Origin of the sequence: Jeotgalibacillus sp. ET6 (assembly GCF_029667115.1) — a bacterium.
Classification (GTDB): Bacteria; Bacillota; Bacilli; order Bacillales; family Jeotgalibacillaceae; genus Jeotgalibacillus.
This window is the reverse complement of sequence record NZ_JARUIU010000007.1, coordinates 1-20,775: the sequence shown is the minus strand read 5'-3', so window position 1 is coordinate 20,775 and position 20,775 is coordinate 1. Positions and strand designations below refer to the sequence as shown.

General features: G+C 41.0%; 23 protein-coding genes. 5 read left to right on the top strand and 18 right to left on the bottom strand.

Annotated elements, in window-relative coordinates:
* Positions 1-27 precede the first annotated feature (27 nt).
* Complete coding sequence (locus P6709_RS15350; RefSeq protein WP_278241820.1) at positions 28-705, bottom strand: DNA alkylation repair protein; 678 nt, start codon at positions 703-705, stop codon at positions 28-30.
* A gap of 64 nt (positions 706-769) precedes the next feature.
* Positions 770-1,834 carry a hypothetical protein gene (locus P6709_RS15345; protein WP_278241819.1) on the bottom strand — a complete coding sequence of 355 codons (1,065 nt, stop codon included), beginning with the start codon at positions 1,832-1,834 and terminating at the stop codon, positions 770-772.
* 345 nt (positions 1,835-2,179) lie between these two features.
* Here P6709_RS15345 and P6709_RS15340 point away from each other — a divergent pair, with 345 nt between their 5' ends.
* On the top strand, positions 2,180-3,040 hold the full coding sequence (locus tag P6709_RS15340) for a GAF domain-containing protein (RefSeq protein WP_278241818.1): 861 nt from the start codon (positions 2,180-2,182) through the stop codon (positions 3,038-3,040).
* 127 nt (positions 3,041-3,167) lie between these two features.
* On the opposite strand, the gene P6709_RS15335 is transcribed toward P6709_RS15340, so the two are convergent.
* The 7 genes from P6709_RS15335 to P6709_RS15305 form a co-directional block, all read right to left on the bottom strand.
* The gene (locus tag P6709_RS15335) at positions 3,168-3,734 is read right to left on the bottom strand and encodes a DNA-3-methyladenine glycosylase I (protein WP_278241817.1); all 567 of its coding nucleotides are present in this window, start codon (positions 3,732-3,734) and stop codon (positions 3,168-3,170) included.
* A 15-nt stretch (positions 3,735-3,749) separates the two neighbouring features.
* Positions 3,750-4,031, bottom strand: a complete 282-nt coding sequence (locus tag P6709_RS15330; protein ID WP_278241816.1) for a Dabb family protein — start codon at positions 4,029-4,031, stop codon at positions 3,750-3,752.
* Positions 4,032-4,049: 18 nt separating this feature from the next.
* Positions 4,050-4,391 carry a nuclear transport factor 2 family protein gene (locus P6709_RS15325; RefSeq protein WP_278241815.1) on the bottom strand — a complete coding sequence of 114 codons (342 nt, stop codon included), beginning with the start codon at positions 4,389-4,391 and terminating at the stop codon, positions 4,050-4,052.
* A gap of 83 nt (positions 4,392-4,474) precedes the next feature.
* Complete coding sequence (locus P6709_RS15320; protein ID WP_278241814.1) at positions 4,475-5,383, bottom strand: helix-turn-helix transcriptional regulator; 909 nt, start codon at positions 5,381-5,383, stop codon at positions 4,475-4,477.
* 398 nt (positions 5,384-5,781) lie between these two features.
* The gene (locus P6709_RS15315; RefSeq protein WP_278241813.1) at positions 5,782-6,768 is read right to left on the bottom strand and encodes a hypothetical protein; all 987 of its coding nucleotides are present in this window, start codon (positions 6,766-6,768) and stop codon (positions 5,782-5,784) included.
* Between the two features lie 95 nt (positions 6,769-6,863).
* Entirely contained in the window at positions 6,864-7,457 is a 594-nt protein-coding gene (locus tag P6709_RS15310; RefSeq protein WP_278241812.1) for a hypothetical protein, read from the bottom strand.
* Complete coding sequence (locus P6709_RS15305) at positions 7,435-8,232, bottom strand: hypothetical protein (RefSeq protein WP_278241811.1); 798 nt, start codon at positions 8,230-8,232, stop codon at positions 7,435-7,437. The genes P6709_RS15310 and P6709_RS15305 overlap by 23 nt, the downstream gene beginning before the upstream one ends.
* A 350-nt stretch (positions 8,233-8,582) precedes the next feature.
* Here P6709_RS15305 and P6709_RS15300 point away from each other — a divergent pair, with 350 nt between their 5' ends.
* Positions 8,583-10,121 (top strand): DUF4041 domain-containing protein, encoded by a 1,539-nt coding sequence (locus P6709_RS15300; RefSeq protein WP_278241810.1) that lies wholly within the window; start codon positions 8,583-8,585, stop codon positions 10,119-10,121.
* Between the two features lie 192 nt (positions 10,122-10,313).
* Here the strand turns inward: P6709_RS15300 and groL are convergent, their stop codons facing one another.
* Together groL and groES are read right to left on the bottom strand one after the other, a co-directional pair.
* The gene (gene groL, locus P6709_RS15295) at positions 10,314-11,945 is read right to left on the bottom strand and encodes a chaperonin GroEL (RefSeq protein WP_278241809.1); all 1,632 of its coding nucleotides are present in this window, start codon (positions 11,943-11,945) and stop codon (positions 10,314-10,316) included.
* Between the two features lie 96 nt (positions 11,946-12,041).
* Complete coding sequence (groES, locus tag P6709_RS15290; protein ID WP_278241808.1) at positions 12,042-12,326, bottom strand: co-chaperone GroES; 285 nt, start codon at positions 12,324-12,326, stop codon at positions 12,042-12,044.
* A gap of 245 nt (positions 12,327-12,571) precedes the next feature.
* On the opposite strand from groES, the gene P6709_RS15285 reads away from it, so the two are divergent.
* The gene (locus P6709_RS15285; protein ID WP_278241807.1) at positions 12,572-13,321 is read left to right on the top strand and encodes a CPBP family intramembrane glutamic endopeptidase; all 750 of its coding nucleotides are present in this window, start codon (positions 12,572-12,574) and stop codon (positions 13,319-13,321) included.
* Entirely contained in the window at positions 13,318-13,521 is a 204-nt protein-coding gene (locus P6709_RS15280; protein WP_278241806.1) for a YdiK family protein, read from the top strand. Before P6709_RS15285 ends, P6709_RS15280 begins: the two co-directional genes overlap by 4 nt.
* Positions 13,522-13,529: 8 nt before the next feature.
* On the opposite strand, the gene tatC is transcribed toward P6709_RS15280, so the two are convergent.
* The 3 genes from tatC to P6709_RS15265 form a co-directional block, all read right to left on the bottom strand.
* Complete coding sequence (tatC, locus tag P6709_RS15275; protein WP_278241805.1) at positions 13,530-14,336, bottom strand: twin-arginine translocase subunit TatC; 807 nt, start codon at positions 14,334-14,336, stop codon at positions 13,530-13,532.
* Between the two features lie 18 nt (positions 14,337-14,354).
* Positions 14,355-14,528, bottom strand: a complete 174-nt coding sequence (locus P6709_RS15270; RefSeq protein WP_426872471.1) for a twin-arginine translocase TatA/TatE family subunit — start codon at positions 14,526-14,528, stop codon at positions 14,355-14,357.
* 98 nt (positions 14,529-14,626) lie between these two features.
* A complete protein-coding gene (locus P6709_RS15265; RefSeq protein ID WP_278241803.1) occupies positions 14,627-15,304 on the bottom strand; it encodes a redox-sensing transcriptional repressor Rex in 678 nt (225 codons plus the stop codon).
* A 310-nt stretch (positions 15,305-15,614) separates the two neighbouring features.
* On the opposite strand from P6709_RS15265, the gene P6709_RS15260 reads away from it, so the two are divergent.
* On the top strand, positions 15,615-17,552 hold the full coding sequence (locus tag P6709_RS15260) for an ABC-F family ATP-binding cassette domain-containing protein (protein WP_278241802.1): 1,938 nt from the start codon (positions 15,615-15,617) through the stop codon (positions 17,550-17,552).
* A 327-nt stretch (positions 17,553-17,879) separates the two neighbouring features.
* Here P6709_RS15260 and tsaD read toward each other — a convergent pair whose 3' ends face one another.
* From tsaD to tsaE, 4 genes are read right to left on the bottom strand one after another with little or no spacing between them, the layout of a single operon-like run.
* A complete protein-coding gene (tsaD, locus tag P6709_RS15255) occupies positions 17,880-18,893 on the bottom strand; it encodes a tRNA (adenosine(37)-N6)-threonylcarbamoyltransferase complex transferase subunit TsaD (RefSeq protein WP_278241801.1) in 1,014 nt (337 codons plus the stop codon).
* Positions 18,890-19,342, bottom strand: coding sequence for a ribosomal protein S18-alanine N-acetyltransferase (gene rimI / locus P6709_RS15250; protein ID WP_278241800.1), 453 nt, complete (start codon positions 19,340-19,342; stop codon positions 18,890-18,892). Before rimI ends, tsaD begins: the two co-directional genes overlap by 4 nt.
* The gene (tsaB, locus tag P6709_RS15245) at positions 19,332-20,042 is read right to left on the bottom strand and encodes a tRNA (adenosine(37)-N6)-threonylcarbamoyltransferase complex dimerization subunit type 1 TsaB (RefSeq protein ID WP_278241799.1); all 711 of its coding nucleotides are present in this window, start codon (positions 20,040-20,042) and stop codon (positions 19,332-19,334) included. Before tsaB ends, rimI begins: the two co-directional genes overlap by 11 nt.
* Positions 20,039-20,491, bottom strand: a complete 453-nt coding sequence (tsaE, locus tag P6709_RS15240) for a tRNA (adenosine(37)-N6)-threonylcarbamoyltransferase complex ATPase subunit type 1 TsaE (RefSeq protein WP_278241798.1) — start codon at positions 20,489-20,491, stop codon at positions 20,039-20,041. The genes tsaB and tsaE overlap by 4 nt, the downstream gene beginning before the upstream one ends.
* Between the last annotated feature and the right edge of the window lie 284 nt (positions 20,492-20,775).

The window sequence follows — 20,775 nt, the reverse complement described above, 5'->3', positions numbered from 1 at the left end:
AATTCTACCTGTTTGCTTAAGCTATCATTAACTCAAATTCTTCAACGCTTCCCGCCTGCTTAGCGGCTTCAACTCATTTAAGGAAACAAACTCTTTCACAGCTGAAGGATTTGTTTTCGCGTATTCCCTCAATACCCACCCGATCGCTTTTTGAACAAAAAATTCTTCACTGTCAGCCCTTTTCACAATGTATTGAAATAAACGCTTTTCATCCGTTCTATTTTTATAATAAAGCTGATAGAGCAGCGCTGATCGTTGCAGCCAAATATTCTCATCTAAAATCCATTGATCTGCATATTGTGAGATTAGTGCTGGATAGGCTGTAAACATATGTCCCATTATATGAGGGGAAATCACATCCACCGTATCCCACCATGACTTCTTAACGATCAAAGAACTCAACCAGGGCATATCCTCAGGGGTAAGTTCTTCTTTTACTTTTATTAACAGATCGAGCGCTGCTTTTTGATACTCTCTTTCTGACCGTTCCCATAAAAGAAGGATGATAGATTCCAGATTTTCTTTTGCGGGCACACCAAATTCTTTTACAAACTCTTTCGTAAGTTTTCGCCGTAAGGGTGTTCGAATCCCTAGAAATTCAAATTGGTTCCTCATATAGTTTTTAGACCAGTCAGCATACTCCATTTCAATATGCTGGGTATATACTTTCACAAGTTCATCCACATACTTTTCATTTGATATCATCGCAATCTCCTATATTCTAATTTTTACAGCTGTTCTTCTTTTCTTCCCCTTTAATGTTAAATATTTACTCTCTAAAGTATCTCTTCCTTAAATCCACATACCCCTCAACCTCCTGCCAATACTCCTTTTCATTTTGCGGAACAGGAATCCAATCTTTATCAGGCCAATTTTTTTGGACTTCTTCGAAGGTCTTCCCCTCTAAGTATTCATAGTCTACCGTGCAGCCCTGCTGTTGCCTTATCGGCTTTAAAAAGATGTAGCCATCGGACACTTCCTTGAGGGTGAAATTTTTATAAGGGACAGGATGGTAGTTGACATCGGGGATATCGCCCATGGCCGTGTTCTCCAGATCAAAGCCGCCGGGTTTATTATGTACGCTCTCCATAACTGCTTCGATCGTTTGCATTCCCCCTGTGGTATCTGGAAGCAGCGTGTCGATATTTACAGCGGGCTGATGCATCAGAATAGTACATATTTTAGAGCCGAATTTTTCATATAATCGGTTGCCAAACCCGTCTCCCTGGAGAATGTAGAACTGGTCCGCATTATAATCAAGGACAGGATTCTTGAGTTTTGTAAAGGCGTGTGGTGTTCCAGTTAATACAAAGAGCTTTTCAGACTTGGCCAAAATTTCTTTTTCAACAAGATCGGCCCTGAAGGCAGCGATGTTTCCTTTATGAAATACCTTCCTTAAGCTAATAGGCGTTCTCATACCCGAAAAACCTTCCCAATTATAAATGTAGCTCAGGTTTACTATCCTGAATTTTTTTGCGTCCTTTGGCAGGGACTTGTTCAATTTCCAGACAGCTTTATAGATTTCGGCGTATTCTTTATAAGCCCATTTAACATTGTAGGTAAACAACAAGTTTCTTGCTTGTGTCTCGTCATATTCTTCGCTGGTAATCAGCCTGTCTAAGTCAGCCTGATCTTCACTCGCCCCAAACTCCATCCCGAGGTTATACACGCCAGAGTGATATAATAAGGGAATAAGGGTAATGACCATATTAAGTGTGTCTTTTACAGCGTGGTCTTCTCCTAATAAAATTACTTCATGATCATTAAACTTCCTTAGGATATACTGCTCCGGAGTTAAGAAGTTTTCTTTTAAATAGTTGATATACTTTTGCATCGTTACACCATCCTTTTTATTATCTAATAAGCCAATTCATCATGCGGGAGAAACTTATAGTTCGACCCAAATTTTTATTCACCCTTACTTTAAGAGTTTACTAATACTAATGGTTTAAGATAATTAAGGAAAAAAGCGCTCTTTTTTGATCTTTATACGAAGCAAAATAATGGGGAAATTCAATGAGGAAACCCAGAATAAGGCCACTCCATTACTATAGTACATTTTATTTAGCCATAAATGTCTGATATAATTACATCTATCTAATTTGATCTTTCTGTTTATAATTCTTTTGTAACAGTGTCTTCAATGAAGTAAATGACCTATTTTGAAAGGAAGTTAAAGATGAATTCACCATCTGATTATAATCGCCTCGCCCTCCACAGGTTTAAAAACTTCGATGAAGCTGCTGAAAGTATCCTGCATACCATCAGCGAACTTTTGGATATTAACACATTATTTATTGCGAAAAATGATAGCAGTACCAATGAAATTGTTAAAGTGGTAAATAAAAATGAAACATTGTTAAACGAAGGGGACAGCTCTCCTTTTAAGGATACCTTTTGTAAGCTGAGTGTGGATCATGGAAAAGGGGTGCTCCTTATTCCTGATATTACTCAAAATGAGCAATCCAAAGAGCTGAACGTGACGGAGACATTTGGAAGAGGAAGCTTTGTCGGCGTACCGATCTATTATGAAGACGGCAGAAATTACGGTACGATTTGCGGTCTGGATACTAATTATTTTGATTTATCCGAACGTGATAAACGATTGTTTCAAACCATGAGTTCTTTACTTTCCTATGTTTTAGAATTAGATGAGGCTACTAAGCAGATAGAAGATTTGTCTGCACCACTCGTGCCGATCACAAAGGGAGTAGCCATTTTACCTATCATAGGGAATATCGATTTAAATAGAGTAGAAAGGATTACAGAGCTGACCTTGCTCAAGAGTCAGCAATTGTCCCTGGATACGATCCTCATTGATTTATCCGGCATCACCCGAATGAATGATGAAGTCGTCACGTATCTCATGCGAATCGTAGATTTATTGGATTTGGTGGGAATTATTCCAATCCTGACAGGCCTTCGCCCGGAAACAGCTATGCAAGCGATTCGTTCACATGTAGATGTAAATCAATTTCAAATTGAATCCACTGTTGAAAGTGCACTTAATAAAATTGGATTTGAACTTCATAGAAAGTAGAAGGAAGATTAATTTGAATGAGCCTGAGACAAATATGTCTCAGGCTTTTTGATCGGTCGTTTTTTCCTTCTTTTCCATGCTTCCAAGCTACATTTACTTCTGTTTCCTTCAACTTTTATAACCTCCCCTAGCTTGTCCTATGACTAGTATGAAAAGGGCAGGAGTTAATATGGTCATCAACCATTCCGATAGCCTGCATAAAAGAATAGACTGTGACAGGACCAACAAACTTGAAGCCGCGTTTTTTAAGGTCTTTACTTAATTGAATGGATACATCAGTTTGGGATGGAATATCCTCATCGGCGCTTCTGTTGTGGATGATGGGGGTGAAGTGCACATATTCCCAAAGAAAATTGGATAGACTTCCAAATTCTTTTTGTATTTTTAACGTTTGGATGGCATTATGTTGAACGGATCGGATTTTAGCCATATGTTTGATTACTTGATGCTCTTCTTTTATTCCTTCCAGTTCACTTTCGGTCAATTCCGCACAGAAGCTGATATCAAAGTTATGAAATGCTTTTTTATAACTTTCCCGTTTCGATAGTACAATATCCCAGGACAATCCTGATTGAGCCCCTTCAAGAGTGAGCATTTCAAAAATGTATCGATCATCCTTGTTTGGGATGCACCATTCCCTATCATGGTACTCTTTCATACGCTGGTTATCGCCTGGCCATAAACATGCAGTCAACTCGCCCACTCCTTCCTATGTCTCATAACAAACAGATGCCTGCGAATCCAGCACACTTGAAATAAACTCGGCAGCTTCTATATGCTTTGGATGGGAAAGGTATTTTTCCATCTCTTCGTGCGTTTTAAAAGTAGTGATAAATAGCAAATCATAATCATCTTCTCCGGAACGAGTATTTAGCTCTACCTGTATGGTAAGCAAATACTTTATCTCGTTTTTCATACGTAGAAGAATGTTTTTAGTTTGGTTGATTTTATCTCGGTCATTTAACTTCAGTAGTACATTGTTTACTATCATGCTTTCCCTCCTTGCTATTTAATTGATCAAAAGGCTTTTTATCGTGTCATCATGAAGTTGAAAATGAAAATCCAGGAGCAATGGATCCGGCAACCCTGTTTTGTCATAATCACCAGAGAGCTTAAAGGTGACGATTATTTCCTCATCGTTTTGTTGGGCTGTAATGGGATCAAGCTTTACATTTGCTCCAAAGTGAAAGTCTTCACTCCATTTTTTTATCGCGGGCTTGCCCACGCGTTCTTGTCTTTCATCTACAACGATGGCTTCATCTGCGAAGCAATCAAGAAATGCCTTTGGATCAGGTTTGTTTGAAGCGGCAATAAACTGTTGAATGATTTGTGGGAGTTGTTTGATATCCAAAATGATTTCCTCCTTAACATGAGTAAGCTGACTTGCTACTGCTAGTGTAAAGGACTTAACCTGACAACAATGTGTCAAGTTAGCTAAAAATAGTTTTCAGCCATCTTCTTAATCCGTCTCGCCAACTCAGAGCGGATCGGTTTTGGTTCCATCACTTCAAGCAAACTGCCATATGAAAGAAGGAAATTAAACAACCATTCACCACCTGGCAAATTGGCATTAATCCTATAAGATCCATCCCCCTCCAAAGTTATCTCGTCTGCATTAAAATCATCGTATACGCGGTAAGCTCCTTCACCCGCTATTTTCAGCTTAAGTGAGATTTTATTGGTCTCGATTTCTTTTGAGTCTGCTGCAGCGATTAGATTTTCCGGGTATTCATAGAGTGGAGACTTATCTGTAATCGATAGATCGGCCATACGTGTAAGTTTAAATGTTCTTAACGCATTACGGTCAAAGCAATGCCCTTGGACATACCAGGACTTATCTTTAAATAGAATTTTGATTGGAGCGACCTTCCGGCTGCTTTTTTCTCCATCACTTCCATAATAGTCAAATGTGATGGACTGCTGGTTGAGGATGGCGTGTTTCAATTGATGAAAGATCTCTTTTTGCCACTTCCCGCTCCCCCACGGTGAGAAATCCACTTCGATCCAATCCACACGATTTTTCTCAAATAAACTGTTTAATTTAGACTGCACGTGATCCAGATCCGGAAACCGAACAGCAGATAAGCTTTGTAAAGCAAGAAGGATTTCGTCCTGCTCCTTATCAGAAAGCAGTACCTTATTTAGCGTAAACCGGTCAACTAAATGGATGCCCCCTCCTTTTCCCTGTTTTGCATAGATCGGAACTCCCGCCTGACTCAATGCCTCGACATCCCGATAGATAGTTCGTGTTGAAACTTCAAAATGCTCCGCTAATTCTGAAGCCGTGACAGATCCTTTTTCAAGCAAAATATAAACAATATAAAACAGCCTGCTTTTCTGCATGCTATCACCTCTTACTTATTGTAAATTCTTTAACTTGACATTAGTATGTCATGTTATCGATATTTCTAGTGCAAGTGGAAAACTTGATGAATAATGTAAACCACACTTTTTGCTCGATAGGGTTTTGGAGGGGAGGTTAAAGAGCGGAGGTTATAGAGGAGAAATCTAAAGCAACAAAAGAGGATCACATCGTTTGAAGACTATACACGGTGAAAAAGAGGAGGAAAGATATCGGAGGGAAAATCGGTGGTGGATCTTTACTGCAGAAGTGTAAAATTAAACTGACGTCTTCATTTATTCGATAGTGAAGGAAAATGAATTCGGCGATACAGGTCAGGATTTAAAAACTGATATCAACCAGGAAGCAAGCGCTAATTTTTTCTCATTTTGGAAGGCAATTATACTTGTATCTCTTTCTTTGTATAAATTTTATTTAAGACAGCGAGGATTTTTTCATCTTGATTTATCTCTCTTCTAATAATTTGTACTGCGCTTTCCATATTTGACTTATCTAAGTTAATAATTTGCTTCATAATTTCTTTGTATTGCTTAGGATCTTCTATAGCAGCTCTTAACATTGCTATCATAAAATATCCTCTACGCTCAATTGCACTCGTAATTGTTTTAAGCATTTCAACACATTCATTAATTGTAGCAGGCTTTTTATTTTGTAAACTATGACCCGAAAAGAAAGACTTGACTTCATATTTTTCATCAACATAATCCCATAAGAAAAAGGTATTCACATATTTTTTGAAAGACTCACCTTGAAGCCAAGTCTTATCTAATTGCATAAGCTGAAGGCTTAAATCCCAATAGTCAGAAGTTTTAATAGCTCTTCTGCCATTAAATCCTTTCGGTACTAATATAAAATTACCAATCGTGTGAGTTAATCTCACATATTCTTTAAGTAAAGGTCCAATCTCGTTGTTTTCTAGTACATATTTAACTAAGTTTAAAAATTCTTCTTGGCGAGTATCTAGCTTACTCCAATGCCTTTTTCCTTTAATCTGTTTAAAGTATTCTATCTTTCCATTTAGATTTACAACTTGAATGACTTGCGTAATTACATTAAAAAATGAATTCATCGTATCTGGCCCCATCAGCATAGCTCTAAAATAGCATGTGCTTTTATATCTATTTTCTTTGTCGCTATTCCATTCCCATAGCACCTTGTAAATATCACGTGTTAATTCACATGTCCTTGTACCATTATTTCCACTTCCGTCGCAGTCCCACTTTTTTCCTTCATTTCTATACTCTAGCCATAAATCGATATTTTCTTCCTTTTTGTAAATGCCTCTTTCATGTTTAAAATCATACTTCACTAGCTCATCGATATTTTTATTTTCTTCTAATAGCGCAGTTGCATTTTTATATGCCATACGTTGTTTCCCATCCTTTATAATAATATCTGTCTATAATCTAAAATTACTCTGAATAACAAATATGCTTTTAAAAGCAACAATGCCTACTTAAATTAATTAATTTCTAACAACTTCATTTTCTCAAAAATCTTTTCAGATATATCCTCTGGGCTATTCACTGCTAAAAGAGGAATTCCTATCGCCACTGCTTTTTCAAGTCCCCAGTATCTTGATTTTCCTATTGCAGTGGATTGACTGGTCCATAATTCATTTTCTTTAGTAATAGTAAAGAATCTTTCATTGCGGAAGGGATCCCAAAATATCGAGTGATCTGAGGTTGCTGGTGTTCTGGTCCAAATGGCAAAATCAAATTTGAATTTGACAATTGAAATAACAGGGAAATTTTCTTCACCTTCAAGATCAACCTCAATACCAAATACATCTTCATCAAACATATTAGGCAAATGTTTTAGCGGAGTATTACCTTCTTGCTGATATAGCTTAATAAAGTTGCTCGTCAACCAGCCTTCAGGGTTTGAATCAGACTTCCAGCGTAAGAACTTCGGTGTAATGGAATTAAACCCATGAACTTCTCCTACCCTATCTAGCTCTGAAAATAATTTATTTAAGTTTTTATAGGTTTCTTTTAAAACATGAACAGCATTAGAAATATTTGCTCCGACCTCACTCGCTGAATTCGAAAACATATGATTGCTCCTCCTTAATAATTTGTTTAGTAGGCCAGTTCCAGCATTTCTGATCCCTTATAGTCCGATCCTCGTTAAATTGATAGTGAGCTTTTGATATAGCTACAGTGTTTTCATTAACTCCAAACCCTCTAAAGCGGATTAATCCCTTTTTCACAAGTAGCTGCAATAAATCCTCTACAATGTATTGCTGCCCCTGATCATGAAGGCTTAAATCTATCATTTTTAACGATTCGTGAATGTCTTCCCAGTTCAAATAACCAACATCGACTGATGGAGCAATAATCTTTCTTCCCTCCATTGAAGCCTTCACCTCATGCATCATTTCATAAGGAGAAAGAAAAATAAGGTAAGCATTCCGCTCTAAAGAGATTCGATCCAGCATTCTGGAGTATCTTGCAAGCTGATTTACACTATCTACATGACCCGCTAAATCTAATCCGGGAACATCTTCAGACGAGATTCCGCTGAGATATTTTACTTCTATTCCAATGATCATGTCAGGAAACGTAAGTAATAAATCGATCTCTCCCTCATCTTCACGATGCCAAAAACTCCATGTTCCTGAATAACCCCTTTGGTTATTTAATTCAGTTACCCACTGATCCTTAACCAAATTCTGTTTGAAGTTAGTTGCTTCCAAGACCTGTTTCAATCCTGATTCAAAAGGGAGATAACGAATCGCACCAAAAAAATCTCCCGTCAGCTTGTCCTCCAAACGATCAGATAAATTACTGCCAGATTGAGATATTTTATTATGTATTTCTGCTAACAATGTGATACCTCCTTCAAATGAATAATGGACTTATAAATATCAATTTAATACACTTTGTAAACATTAGATTATTTACTTATTATATCCTGATAGAGATTGTGTGAATGGAAAGTTTCACGATCACTCGTTTATACAGAAGTTGAAATCAAGCGATAAGTGGTCCAAGTATCGCAATTATTATGATTTTGGGATAATTGGTCACATATTTTTCAAGAGATTTTCTACAAATATATCTATTAAATGATAATTAATGCTATTATATACATGGTTTAATTTTACTTTATTTGTTTAATTATTGTAATAAAAATAAGATTAACCACTATTAAAATGGTAGGATGGAGGATTTTATTTTGTATAAAGAAAGATGGTATTATTCTGTATGGTTTATTTCACTGTTAATGACTATGTGGTTTCTAATATTACCTTTAGCAGCAGCTATTACTCTCATAGTCTTTCGACAGAAAGAAATGAAAAAAGCTCGTTCGGAATGGGAAAATAGTGGTTTTAAGGAGTATGGAGAAATTAAACAGGCCTCAAGTGAATTACGTAATCAATATGATTCGTTACTATCACAAAAACAATTGCTGCTTGCAGAACTTGAGGAATTTAAACCTTATCAAAACGAAGTTGAGTTGAAACAGAAGTTAAAAGAACAAAATAATCTTTTGGAGAAACAAAAGGAATCACTATTGGATCAAGTACAGTTGCTTGAAGATTTTAATGAACTTGAGGATAAATACAAGGAAGTTGAGACTTCTCTTAATGATCTCATATCTTCAAGACAACAGGTAAGTGAAAATGTTGATTCACTAAAGAGCCAAATTGTTGACTTGGAAGAAGATATTTTAATGCAGTCATTCGGATTTTATCAGCCTAAATATGGATTTGAAACTTCCGAGCTGTATCAAAATGCTCTCCTAGAACTACGAAATGAGCAAAAGAAACTTGTTAAAGAAAAGCGGGCAACTAATCATTCAACTGATTGGACAATAAGCAATGACAAGAAAAAAGGTAAGGAATTTATTTTAGACACAGTCAAATTAGTTCTACGTGCTTTCAATAATGAATGTGACAACGTAATTAGCAAAGTGAAATTTAACAATGTTGAGGCTAGTGAAAAAAGGATAGTAAAGATTTTCACTGAAATAAATAAATTGACGGATATGCAGCACGTATCTATTACAAGTGATTATTTAAATCTAAAGCTAAAAGAGTTAAATTTAAAGTATGAATTCGAACAGAAAAAGTTAGAGGAAAAAGAAGAACAGGCAGCAATTCGAGAGCAGATGCGTGAAGAGGCAAAAGCACTCAAAGAATTAGAGAAGGCAAAAGAAAAAGTTGAAAAAGAAGAAAAGCATTTTACACTTGCTTTGGAAAAGGCTCAACTTCAACTTGCTGAATCAAATCCTGGTGAACAGGATAAACTTTTGGAGAAAATTAAAGAGCTGGAAAACCAACTTACATTGACGCAAAAAAATAAAGAAGATGTATTATTCAGAACACAAAACACTAGAGCAGGATATGTTTATATCATTTCTAACATTGGCTCATTTGGAGAGAACGTGTATAAGATCGGAATGACCCGCCGTTTAGAACCACTGGATCGTGTAAAAGAACTGGGTGACGCTTCTGTTCCATTCTTATTTGACGTCCATGCCATGATATTTAGCGATGACGCTCCAATGCTGGAAAACACCTTGCACAGAACCTTTACCCATCGTCGTGTAAATCGCATCAATGAGCGCAAAGAATTTTTTAACGTTTCACTTGCTGAGATTGAAGCTGTTGTGAAAGATAACCATAATAAAACTATTCAATTCACTAAACTTGCCACTGCGGAAGAGTATAGACAATCTGCTCAGATGGATAAAGAGTTGTTACACGCTTAGTATGTATAGCTCTCGCTCATTGAAATGAGAGGGCCCTTTTCGTTTCATACCTGCTATTTCAATACAAGTCGATCAATAATATCAATAAGAAGTTGAAAGCATTGTTCAAAGCATGCCTCTCACATGTTCATGCAATTATAAAAAAATCCCCCCACACACAGTGGAGGGATTTTTCTAATTTACGGGCGATGATTACATCATGCCGCCCATTCCACCCATGCCGCCCATGTCAGGCATTCCGCCTCCGCCATTCTCTTCTGGAATGTCGGCTACGACTGCTTCTGTTGTTAGGAACATAGCTGCTACGGATGCTGCGTTTTGAAGTGCAGAGCGTGTAACTTTAGTTGGGTCTACGATGCCTGTGTCGATCATGTTGACCCATTGGCCGTTGGCTGCGTTGAAGCCTACGCCGATTTCTTCTTTTTTCAGTCGCTCAACGATGATGGAACCTTCAAGGCCTGCGTTGTGTGCGATTTGACGGATTGGCTCTTCAAGTGCACGGAGCACGATGTTGATACCTGTTGCTACGTCGCCTTCTGCTTCTACTGCCGCTACTTTGTTGTAGACGTTCACTAGAGCTGTACCACCACCGGATACGATTCCTTCTTCAACTGCTGCACGCGTTGAGTTCAGCGCGTCTTCGATGCGTAGTTTACGTTCTTTAAGCTCTGTTTCAGTAGCTGCTCCGACTTTGATTACAGCAACACCGCCAGCTAATTTCGCAAGGCGCTCCTGCAATTTCTCTTTGTCGAATTCAGAAGTAGTTTCTTCTAATTGAGCACGGATTTGGCCTACGCGTGAACCGATTTTGTCAGCTTCGCCGGCGCCTTCCACAACCGTTGTGTTTTCTTTTGTTACGACTACTTTCGCTGCGCGTCCAAGCTGAGATACATTGGCTGATTTAAGATCAAGGCCAAGGTCTTCTGTGATCACTTCAGCGCCAGTAAGAACCGCTAAGTCTTCAAGCATTGCTTTACGGCGGTCACCGAATCCAGGAGCTTTCACCGCTACTGCATTGAATGTTCCGCGAAGCTTGTTCACAACAAGAGTAGCAAGCGCTTCGCCTTCTACATCTTCCGCTACGATTAGAAGCGGTTTGCCTTGCTGAACAACCTGCTCAAGAACAGGAAGAACTTCCTGGATGTTGCCGATTTTCTTGTCTGTGATTAAGATATATGGATTTTCAAGTACCGCTTCCATTTTATCTGAATCTGTTACCATGTAAGGAGAGGCATATCCGCGGTCGAATTGCATACCTTCTACTACATCAAGCTCTGTTGTGAAGCCGCGTGATTCTTCGATTGTGATCACGCCGTCGTTTCCAACGCGCTCCATAGCTTCAGCGATCAATTGACCAACTTCTTCGTCAGCAGAAGAAATCGCTGCAACCTGTGCAATCGACTCTTTGCCTTCGATTGGTTTAGAGATGGCTTTCAGCTCTTCAAGTGCTGCAACTACTGCTTTTTCGATACCTTTACGTACGCCTACAGGGTTCGCACCAGCTGTTACGTTTTTAAGGCCTTCACGGATCATTGCTTGCGCAAGAACCGTTGCAGTTGTTGTACCGTCACCGGCAATTTCGTTTGTTTTGCTTGCTACTTCAGCTACAAGCTTTGCACCCATATTTTCAAATGCATCTTCAAGCTCGATTTCTTTTGCGATCGTTACGCCGTCATTTGTAATTAGTGGTGAACCAAATTTTTTCTCAAGAACCACGTTCCGTCCTTTTGGTCCAAGTGTTACTTTAACTGCGTTTGCAAGTTGATCGACACCGCGAAGCATCGAACGGCGAGCTTCTTCACTAAATTTAATATCTTTAGCCATGTTAAGGTTCCTCCTGTTTTGCAGGCGCCGGAAAATGTCCCCGTCTGCCTGATGTATTTTTTCATGCTCTTTATTTAATAAGTAAGTGGTTGTTCATTATCCAACGATTGCTAAAATGTCGCTCTCACGAAGGATTAAGTATTCACTGCCTTGATATTTCACTTCTGTTCCAGCGTATTTCGAGAAGATGATGCGGTCTTCAACAGATACTTCAAGTGCAACAGTTTCTCCGCTTTCAAGAACGCGTCCTGTTCCGACTGCAACAATTCTGCCTTCCTGCGGCTTTTCTTTTGCGCTGTCCGGAAGAACAATCCCGCTTGATGTTTTTTCTTCTGACTCTACCAACTCAATTACTACGCGATCACCTAATGGTTTTAACAAGTGAAACAACCTCCTTAAGATATGTGTTCTCCTTATTAGCACTCTAACTATCCGAGTGCTAACACAGTTATTATGATAAAGAATCCTCACCCTTTTTGCAAGCACTAACGTTTACTTTTTTTCCGACATATTCTGCCCTTTTTTGAGAGGTTAAATTTGATGGGGGTCTGTTTTATTAGTAGAATATAGTTTATCGGCATTTGTATTACAGCACGTCGAGAAAACTGAATTAAAGGGGAATACATGTGAATCGAACCTTTCTGATTATTATTATTGCCTACGTTGTGATGCAGCTTTCCGGCATTGTCGGCGTTCCGCTTTTATATTTGGGCGGTATGCGATGGACGGATGCGGATCCTGCGGCGATGCAGAATTATGCAGCCGGTTACTGGGTGTTCTTCAGCTTCCTTGTGACCTTAATCATCACGCTGATTCTTCTCAATAAGCGTAAAGGTGCGCTTGATCTTCCGGGAGAGCGTTCAAATGCGGGGATGGTCGTTGTGTGGTCCATTGCTGGGATTTTCCTTGCCTTCTTCAGTCAAATGATCGCAGCGATGATCGAGATGCTGATCGGCATTGAGCCTGGCTCTGAGAACACCGCAGATATTATTTCCCTGCTTGAATATGTACCGGTGGCCGCTTTGGCTGTAGCCGTTTTTGGACCGATCTTAGAAGAGATTGTGTTCCGTGGCGTCATTTTCGGCTGGCTGTACCGCAAGTATAATTTCTTTATTTCCGGTATGCTGAGTGCGTTAATTTTTGCGGCGATTCATTTGGATTTCACGCATATTCTGATTTACACAGCGATGGGCTTTGCCTTTGCGTTCCTTTATGCGATGACCAAGCGTATTATTGTCCCGATTATTGCGCATATTGCCATTAACTCCTTTGTGGTGCTTGTACAGTTTGTGTTTGCAGACCAGCTTGAGGAACTAATGGAAATGAATGAAGCAATGTTTATCCTGCTTCGTGGGATTATTGGAGTGATACTATGAGGAAGCCGTTAACTCACGGCATTACTTACATTCTGCTTGGAGCCGTGTTTACGTATTTTGCGATCAACACGGTTAATACGGACGGCTGGGGATTTTTCGCGTACCTGTTCATTTTATTCGCGACCTATGATATTGGATCCGGCATCCGGTTAATCGGGCTTCATTTTCGAATTAAAAAGCATTTAGACCAAAAAAAGTAGCGGCGAAATTATTCGCCGCTGCTTTTTTGATTGGCCAATTCCCGGTCAATCCGTTCTCTTCTTTCTTTTTCATCGATCTCCCGCTGCTTCGCTTCTGCTTTCAGCGCTTTGCGGTAGCCGATTTTGGCAATCCACAAACTGATTTCATACAGAATCAAAAGCGGAACCGTTACAAGAAGATGGGAAAAAATATCAGGCGGTGTCACAAACGCCGCCACCACAATCAGCACAAAGTACGCATACTTTCTGATTTTAGACAAAACCATTGGTGTGACAATGCCAAGGCGCGTTATAAACAGCATGATCACTGGCAGCTGAAACAAAAATCCGAATGGAATCGTCATTTGAAATAAAAATTGAAAATATTCGTTGATTCCGATGACCTGCTCAATGCCAAGGTTGTCGGATAAATTCATCATAAACTGAACAACAAACGGAAACAGGATAAAATAAGCAAAGGCAAGGCCGCCTAAAAATAATAGTGCAGATGCCGGAATATAGCTTAGCGTCACGCGCCGTTCCCGTTCATGAAGCCCCGGGCTTACAAAGGACCAGAGCTGAAATAATATTAAAGGCGCCGTCATGATAAACGCAATAAAAAGGATGATTTGAAAGTAGATCTTTACGGGATCTGTCACCCGGAATGCGTTAAGCGTCATTTGCTGTGCTTCATCAGAGGATTGCAGAAACTTCATGAGAGGCTCTGCTAGGAAAAATCCGACGGCAATCGCAAAGACAAAGAAAACGACTACAAGGATGAGTCGTTTTCTTATTTCATTTATATGATCATGGACGGACATATCTTTCTCGTTCATATGGCCACCATCCCGTTTTTAGTGCTTCTCTTCTTTCTTCTTGTCATCGTCGTCGTCAGCTAGACCTTTGGTTGCGTCTTTGAACTCACGAAGCGTGCTGCCCGCTGCTTTTCCGAGTTCCGGAAGCTTTTTCGGACCAAAAATCAATAGAGCGACAATGGCGATGATGACTAGGCTCATTGGACCTGGCATATTCATGTACCTCCTTTTCGTTCTTATGCCCCTTAAGGCAACAGTCTGTAAAATGATGAAGGCTGTAGTTTTATCATAAATCATTTGGGCTTGTTTGGCTATTCTATTCCTTCACCCAATTGTGACGGTTCTACGTCTTCTTCTGTTCCGTAATGGCGCAGAAAATAAATCAGTGATTGAAGCTCAACGGCCAGATCAATATGATGAATACGGATCTGATCCGGAACATTCAGCCGGGCAGGCGTAAAATTCAGGATGCCCTTAATATTCATCGGAACAAGCCGGTCGGTAATCGTCTGTGCAGGTCCTGCCGGCACAGTGAGGATCGCGACTTCAATGTCACTGTCCGCCACCCGCTCCTCAAGCTCGTCCATAGAAAAGATCGGCACATCGCCAATCGACGTCCCGGCCTTTTTCGGATCGGCATCAAACGCCATTTCAATTTTCGTGTTGTTGTTTTTCAAAAAGTTATAATGAAGGAATGCGGTCCCGAGATTCCCCACTCCAATTAAAATCACCTTGGTGACTTCATCCTGGTCCAGCGTTTTTCTGAAAAACGTCAGCAGATAATTAACATTATAGCCATATCCCTTTTTTCCTAACGCACCAAAATAAGAAAAGTCGCGGCGAATGGTGGCTGAATCCACCTTTACGGCCTCACTCAGCTCTTTTGATGACACCCGCTGCTTCCCTGACGAATGAAGGTTTTTCAAGAAGCGGTAATAAAGAGGAAGCCTCTTGGCAGTTGCCTGTGGTATTTTCATTTCCTGGTTCATTGTTTCACTCCCTTTAGACTCCATCATGGGATGATCTAAACGGTACCCCGTAAAATCATGTGAAGTAGTCAAAAAATCTGTTAACGCTTCCAACACTTCCGACTGTAAATACATCAGATGAGGAGCGTTTCTCTATAGGCAGAAAAGCGTTTGATCGCTTCTGTATCCAATTTATACAAAGCATTTAAATTTATCATACACCATTCCGTTCCCTCAGTGCAAAGTTTGCATGCTCTTTCACAAATTCGTTATATTGCACATCGGTTCTTTCATGCGATACACTTAAAGGAAGAAAATGAGGTGAGCCTGAATGATTTTACTGCAAGTTAATGGACTCTCGAAAGCATTTGGCGCTGAAGAGATTCTTTCCAATATAAAGCTCGAAGTTCAAACGAAAGACCGCATCGCACTCGTTGGGCGAAACGGAGCAGGGAAATCCACCCTGCTGAAAATGATAGCGGGCAGCATGTCCTATGATGAAGGAGAAATCATCAAGCCAAAGGAAGTCTCTCTTGGCTACCTGGAGCAGCACAGCGGACTCGAATCCCAGCTGTCGATCTGGGAAGAAATGCTGTCTGTCTTTGACCACCTGAAAATAATGGAGGTTAAACTGCGGGAAACCGAACAGCAAATGGCCGATCCTGCGGTATACGAAAATAGTGAACGCTATGAGCGCGTGATGAAGGAGTACGATGCACTGCAGGTTGCGTTTAAAGACCAGGGAGGCTACCAGTATGAAGCTGATATCCGCTCGGTTCTGCACGGACTGCGCTTTGGACAGATGGATCATGATACCGCGATTTCAACATTAAGCGGAGGTCAGAAAACGAGGCTGGCACTTGGTAAAATGCTTTTGACCAAGCCGGATATTATGATCCTGGATGAGCCGACCAACCATTTGGACATTGAAACCCTGTCCTGGCTTGAGCAGTATTTGCAGGGCTATCCCGGCGCTATTTTGATTGTGTCGCATGACCGGTATTTTCTTGATAAAGTCGTGAATCAGGTGGTCGAGCTCTCCAGGCACCGCTCACGCAAATATCACGGAAATTACAGCTATTATCTCGACCAAAAAGCCTTAAGCTATGAGCGTGAAGTAAAAGAGTTTGAAAAGCAGCAGGGAGAAATTGCAAAGCTCGAGGACTTTATTGCACGCAATCTTGTTCGTGCCTCAACTACTAAGCAGGCACAAAGCCGGCGCAAAAAGCTTGAAAAAATGGACAAAATGGACCGTCCGCAAGGAGATGAGAAATCAGCTAGCTTTGCTTTTTCGATCGATCGCCAAAGCGGCAATGACGTGCTGAAGCTGAACGATCTCACCATCGGCTACGACCGTCCCCTTTCAAGCCATATCTCCACATCGATTACCCGTCAGGACAGTCTGGCGTTAATCGGACCAAACGGAGTCGGAAAATCCACTCTGCTGAAAACGCTCGTAAAAAAACTAGAACCTCATGCAGGCTCCATTCAATACGGTTCAAATGTCAGCATCGGCTATTACGATCAGGAGCAGGCGGAGCTGAATTCCAGGAAAACCGTTTTAAACGAACTGTGGGATGACTACCCGATGAAAAACGAAAAAGATATTCGCACTGTCCTCGGCAATTTCCTGTTTTCAGGGGAGGATGTGTTAAAGCCGGTTAATGCACTGAGCGGAGGAGAAAAAGCAAGACTTGCACTCGCCAAGCTCATGATGCAGCAATCCAATCTATTAATTTTAGATGAGCCGACCAATCACCTGGATCTTGACAGTAAGGAAATACTTGAAAATGCACTGATGGATTTTCCCGGTACGATTCTGTTTGTTTCCCATGACCGGTACTTTATCAACCGCATCGCTTCTAAAGTACTTGAGCTCTCTCCTGAAGGCGCAACAGAATTTCTTGGAGACTATGATTATTACCTCGAGAAAAAGCTTGAAAAAGAAGAGCATGAAGCATACGAGCGTGAACAGGCTGAAGCAGCCAACCCTTCCCTGTCACCGCAGAAAGACAAAAACAGCTTTCAAATGGATAAAGAGCAAAAAAAGAAAGAACGCCAAAAGCGGCGCAGACTCGAAGAAATTGAAATACAAATCACCGAGCTGGAATCTCAAATCGAGGAAAATGAAAACATTCTCTGTGACCCTGACATCTTTCAGGATCACGAAAAAGTAATGGAATGCAACGAAGCGATTGAACAGGCAAAAGCGGTGATGGACGGACTGATGGAAGAATGGGCTTCTCTTGAAGAAGAGCTCGAAGAATAGATTTATTCAGGGCGGATGTGAATATCCGCTCTTTTTTTATGTAAATATAAATGAGTCGAAATATGTTGAAACGATGACATCCATGTAACAATCCACAGAGTTACCCACAAATCGCACAGCTTTTATTCAGTTATCAAGATAGTTTTCCACATTATCCACAATCGCCTTCTAGTTTATCCCCATTATCCACAGTTAGCGACACACTGAAATATTTACAGTTTTTACACAGGACTTTTAAACTTATCAACAGGTTATCAACAGACTGTGAACAAGTACAAATGTTCTTACAATTTAAAAAATCATCAGGCAGTTAACCTGATGATTTTGTTATCTTAGCTCAAGTCCTGGATTCCCATTAAGCGTGTAATCCGAACGTTTCCCCTGTTCATAGGAAATGGTGCCGGCAGCTGCGATCATGGCCGCATTATCTGTACAAAGAGAAAGCGGCGGAATGACTAGTTCTATATCCGCACGATCATTAAACGTTTCATTTAATCTGTCACGAAGCCCTTTATTCGCCGCTACACCGCCTGCCACTAATAGCTGCTTGGCTCCAAACTGGCTGACTGCGCGCTCTGTTTTGGTTACCAGCACATCAATGACACTTTCCTGAAAGCTTGCTGCGAGATCCTTTGCATCGAGCTGTTCCCCGCGCTGTTCTGCATTGTGAAGGGTGTTGATAACTGAAGATTTCAATCCGCTGAAGCTAAAGTCAAATGACCCTTCTTCCAGCCAGGCTCTCGGCAGTTTAATCACAGGCTTGCCTTCCTGGGCCAGACGGTCGATATGCGGTCCGCCGGGGTATGGAAGTCCAAGCGTCCGGGCTACTTTATCGTACGCCTCTCCTGCTGCATCATCCCTCGTTTCGCCGATCACTTCATAGGAGCCATGCTCTTTCATGAGGACAAGCTCTGTATGTCCACCGGAAACCACAAGCGACACTAAAGGAAATGTCATTTCTTTGCATAACCGGTTGGCATAAATATGACCTGCGATGTGGTGCACACCAATCAGCGGTTTTGAATGAGCAAAGGCGATGGCTTTTGCTGCATTGACGCCAATTAATAACGCCCCCACGAGTCCGGGTCCTTCTGTCACAGCAATCGCATCGATGTCTTCAATTGTCAATTCAGCCTGTTTTAATGCTTCTTCCACAACAATCGTCACCTGTTCTACATGGTGCCTGGACGCAATTTCCGGGACCACCCCGCCAAAGCGTTTGTGGCTTTCAATTTGCGAAGAAACGATGTTTGAAAGAATCTCAGTTCCTCCCCTGACGACAGACGAAGCCGTTTCATCACAGCTAGTTTCAATTCCCAATATCAATGTTTGGTTTGTCATCTTAATTCCACCCACATGACTAACGCATCCTCCTGATTATCTGTATAATAATTTTTCCTGATGCCGCCTTCTAAAAATCCGAGTTTTTTATAAAGAGAACGGGCAATGTCGTTGCTGACGCGCACTTCAAGTGTGACCGTTCTTGCCCCGGCATCCTCCGCAAACTCGAGAACTTTTTTCATTAATTGTTCGCCCAGCTTCTGACCGCGCAGCTTTGGAAGGATGGCGATATTAGTCACATGCGCCTCGTCCATAATCAGCCACAGTCCGCAATAGCCGATGACCTCTTCATTCTTCAATAAGAGAAGATATTTAGCAAACTGATTCACTGTTAACTCATTTTCAAAGGCAACCCGCTTCCATGGCACAGAAAACGATTCCTGCTCTACAGCCAGCACCGCATCTATATCACTCATGGTCATCCAGCGGAACTCCAGCTCATCCTTCATGAGAATCCGCCTTCTTTTGCTGTTCCAGCCATTTTGTTTCTGCTTCAGCCATTCTTATATAATTTGGCACCACATCATGTACGTGCCCCGGTTCCATTTGCATCCCGATTAACCCGAGTTCAGCTGCACGGGGCATATTCTCTGCTAGTGAAGCAAAAACGGCCTGATCGCCAAGCTTAGCTTCAATTTGTTCACGAAAAACGGCTGCATCCTGTCCTGTAAACAGTATTTTTTCATCCAGTTCAATTAATTCATCCAGCCAGTCTTCCATCAATCCGTTCATATCTTCCTTGACCTGAACAAGCTCCTGGTTTTTATAGGTGTATAAGCCGGTATACGCTTGTCCTCGTCGCGCATTAAACACAGGGCAGACAAAGCCATTAAAATATCGGCCAGGCCCTGTCAAAGCAGCCAGGCTCGAAACGGCAACAAGCGGAATAGAAAGTGTCCAGGCGAGCGTTTTCGCAAGCGTAACCCCAATTCTCACACCTGTGTAGGATCCCGGACCCTTCGCCACGACAATCCGTGTTAGATCCTTTGGAGACAGATCAACGGATTGCAGCATGGATTCAATCGCAGGCATCGCCTGAATCGAGTGATTCTTTTTGCTGTTGATCAGCGTTTCAGCTAAAACCGCGTGTTCATTCAACAGTGCAATGGACAGCGGAGCAGCAGAAGTATCAATAACAAGTACATTCATCGCAAAATCTCCTTACAAAGCTCTTCATATCTTTCACCTGCAGGACGCAGTTCAAATCGTCTGGTTTGCTCACCCTCGTAAAAGATTGAGATTTCAAGCCGCTGTGGGGGAAGCTGTTCTTTTATTAAGTGTGCCCATTCCACAAGACACACCCCTTCACCTTCAAAATATTCATGAAAACCCAGATCCTCGCCCTCTTCTCCAAGACGATAGACGTCCATATGATAAAGAGGAAGCCTTCCCATATATTCTTTCATAATGGTAAAGGTCGGACTGTTGACCGTTCTTGTCACACCGAGTCCCTTGGCAACTCCTTTAGAAAAAGCGGTTTTTCCTGCACCAAGATCGCCCTCCAGTGTAAGCACATCACCAGCTTTCAAAAGCTCACCCAGCTTACAGGCAAATTCGGCAGTTTCATCCGGATGGTTTGAATTCCAGTTATAAATCACTGCACGTTCCCCCATTTTTATCTTTTCATCTTTATTGATAACACTTTTATCAATTCTATTCTTTCATTAAAAAAGACTCACCCGTTTGGAGTCAGTCATGGTTTATACGCTTCTATTAGTGTACATGATTTCTAGCGAAAGGCAAAGTCCTCTACACCGGAGCTTCCCGGTTTTAGACAAAAAAAATAACCATGAATGAATTCATGGAAAATGGCGGTCCCGACCGGGATCGAACCGGCGATCTCCTGCGTGACAGGCAGGCATGTTAACCGCTACACCACGGG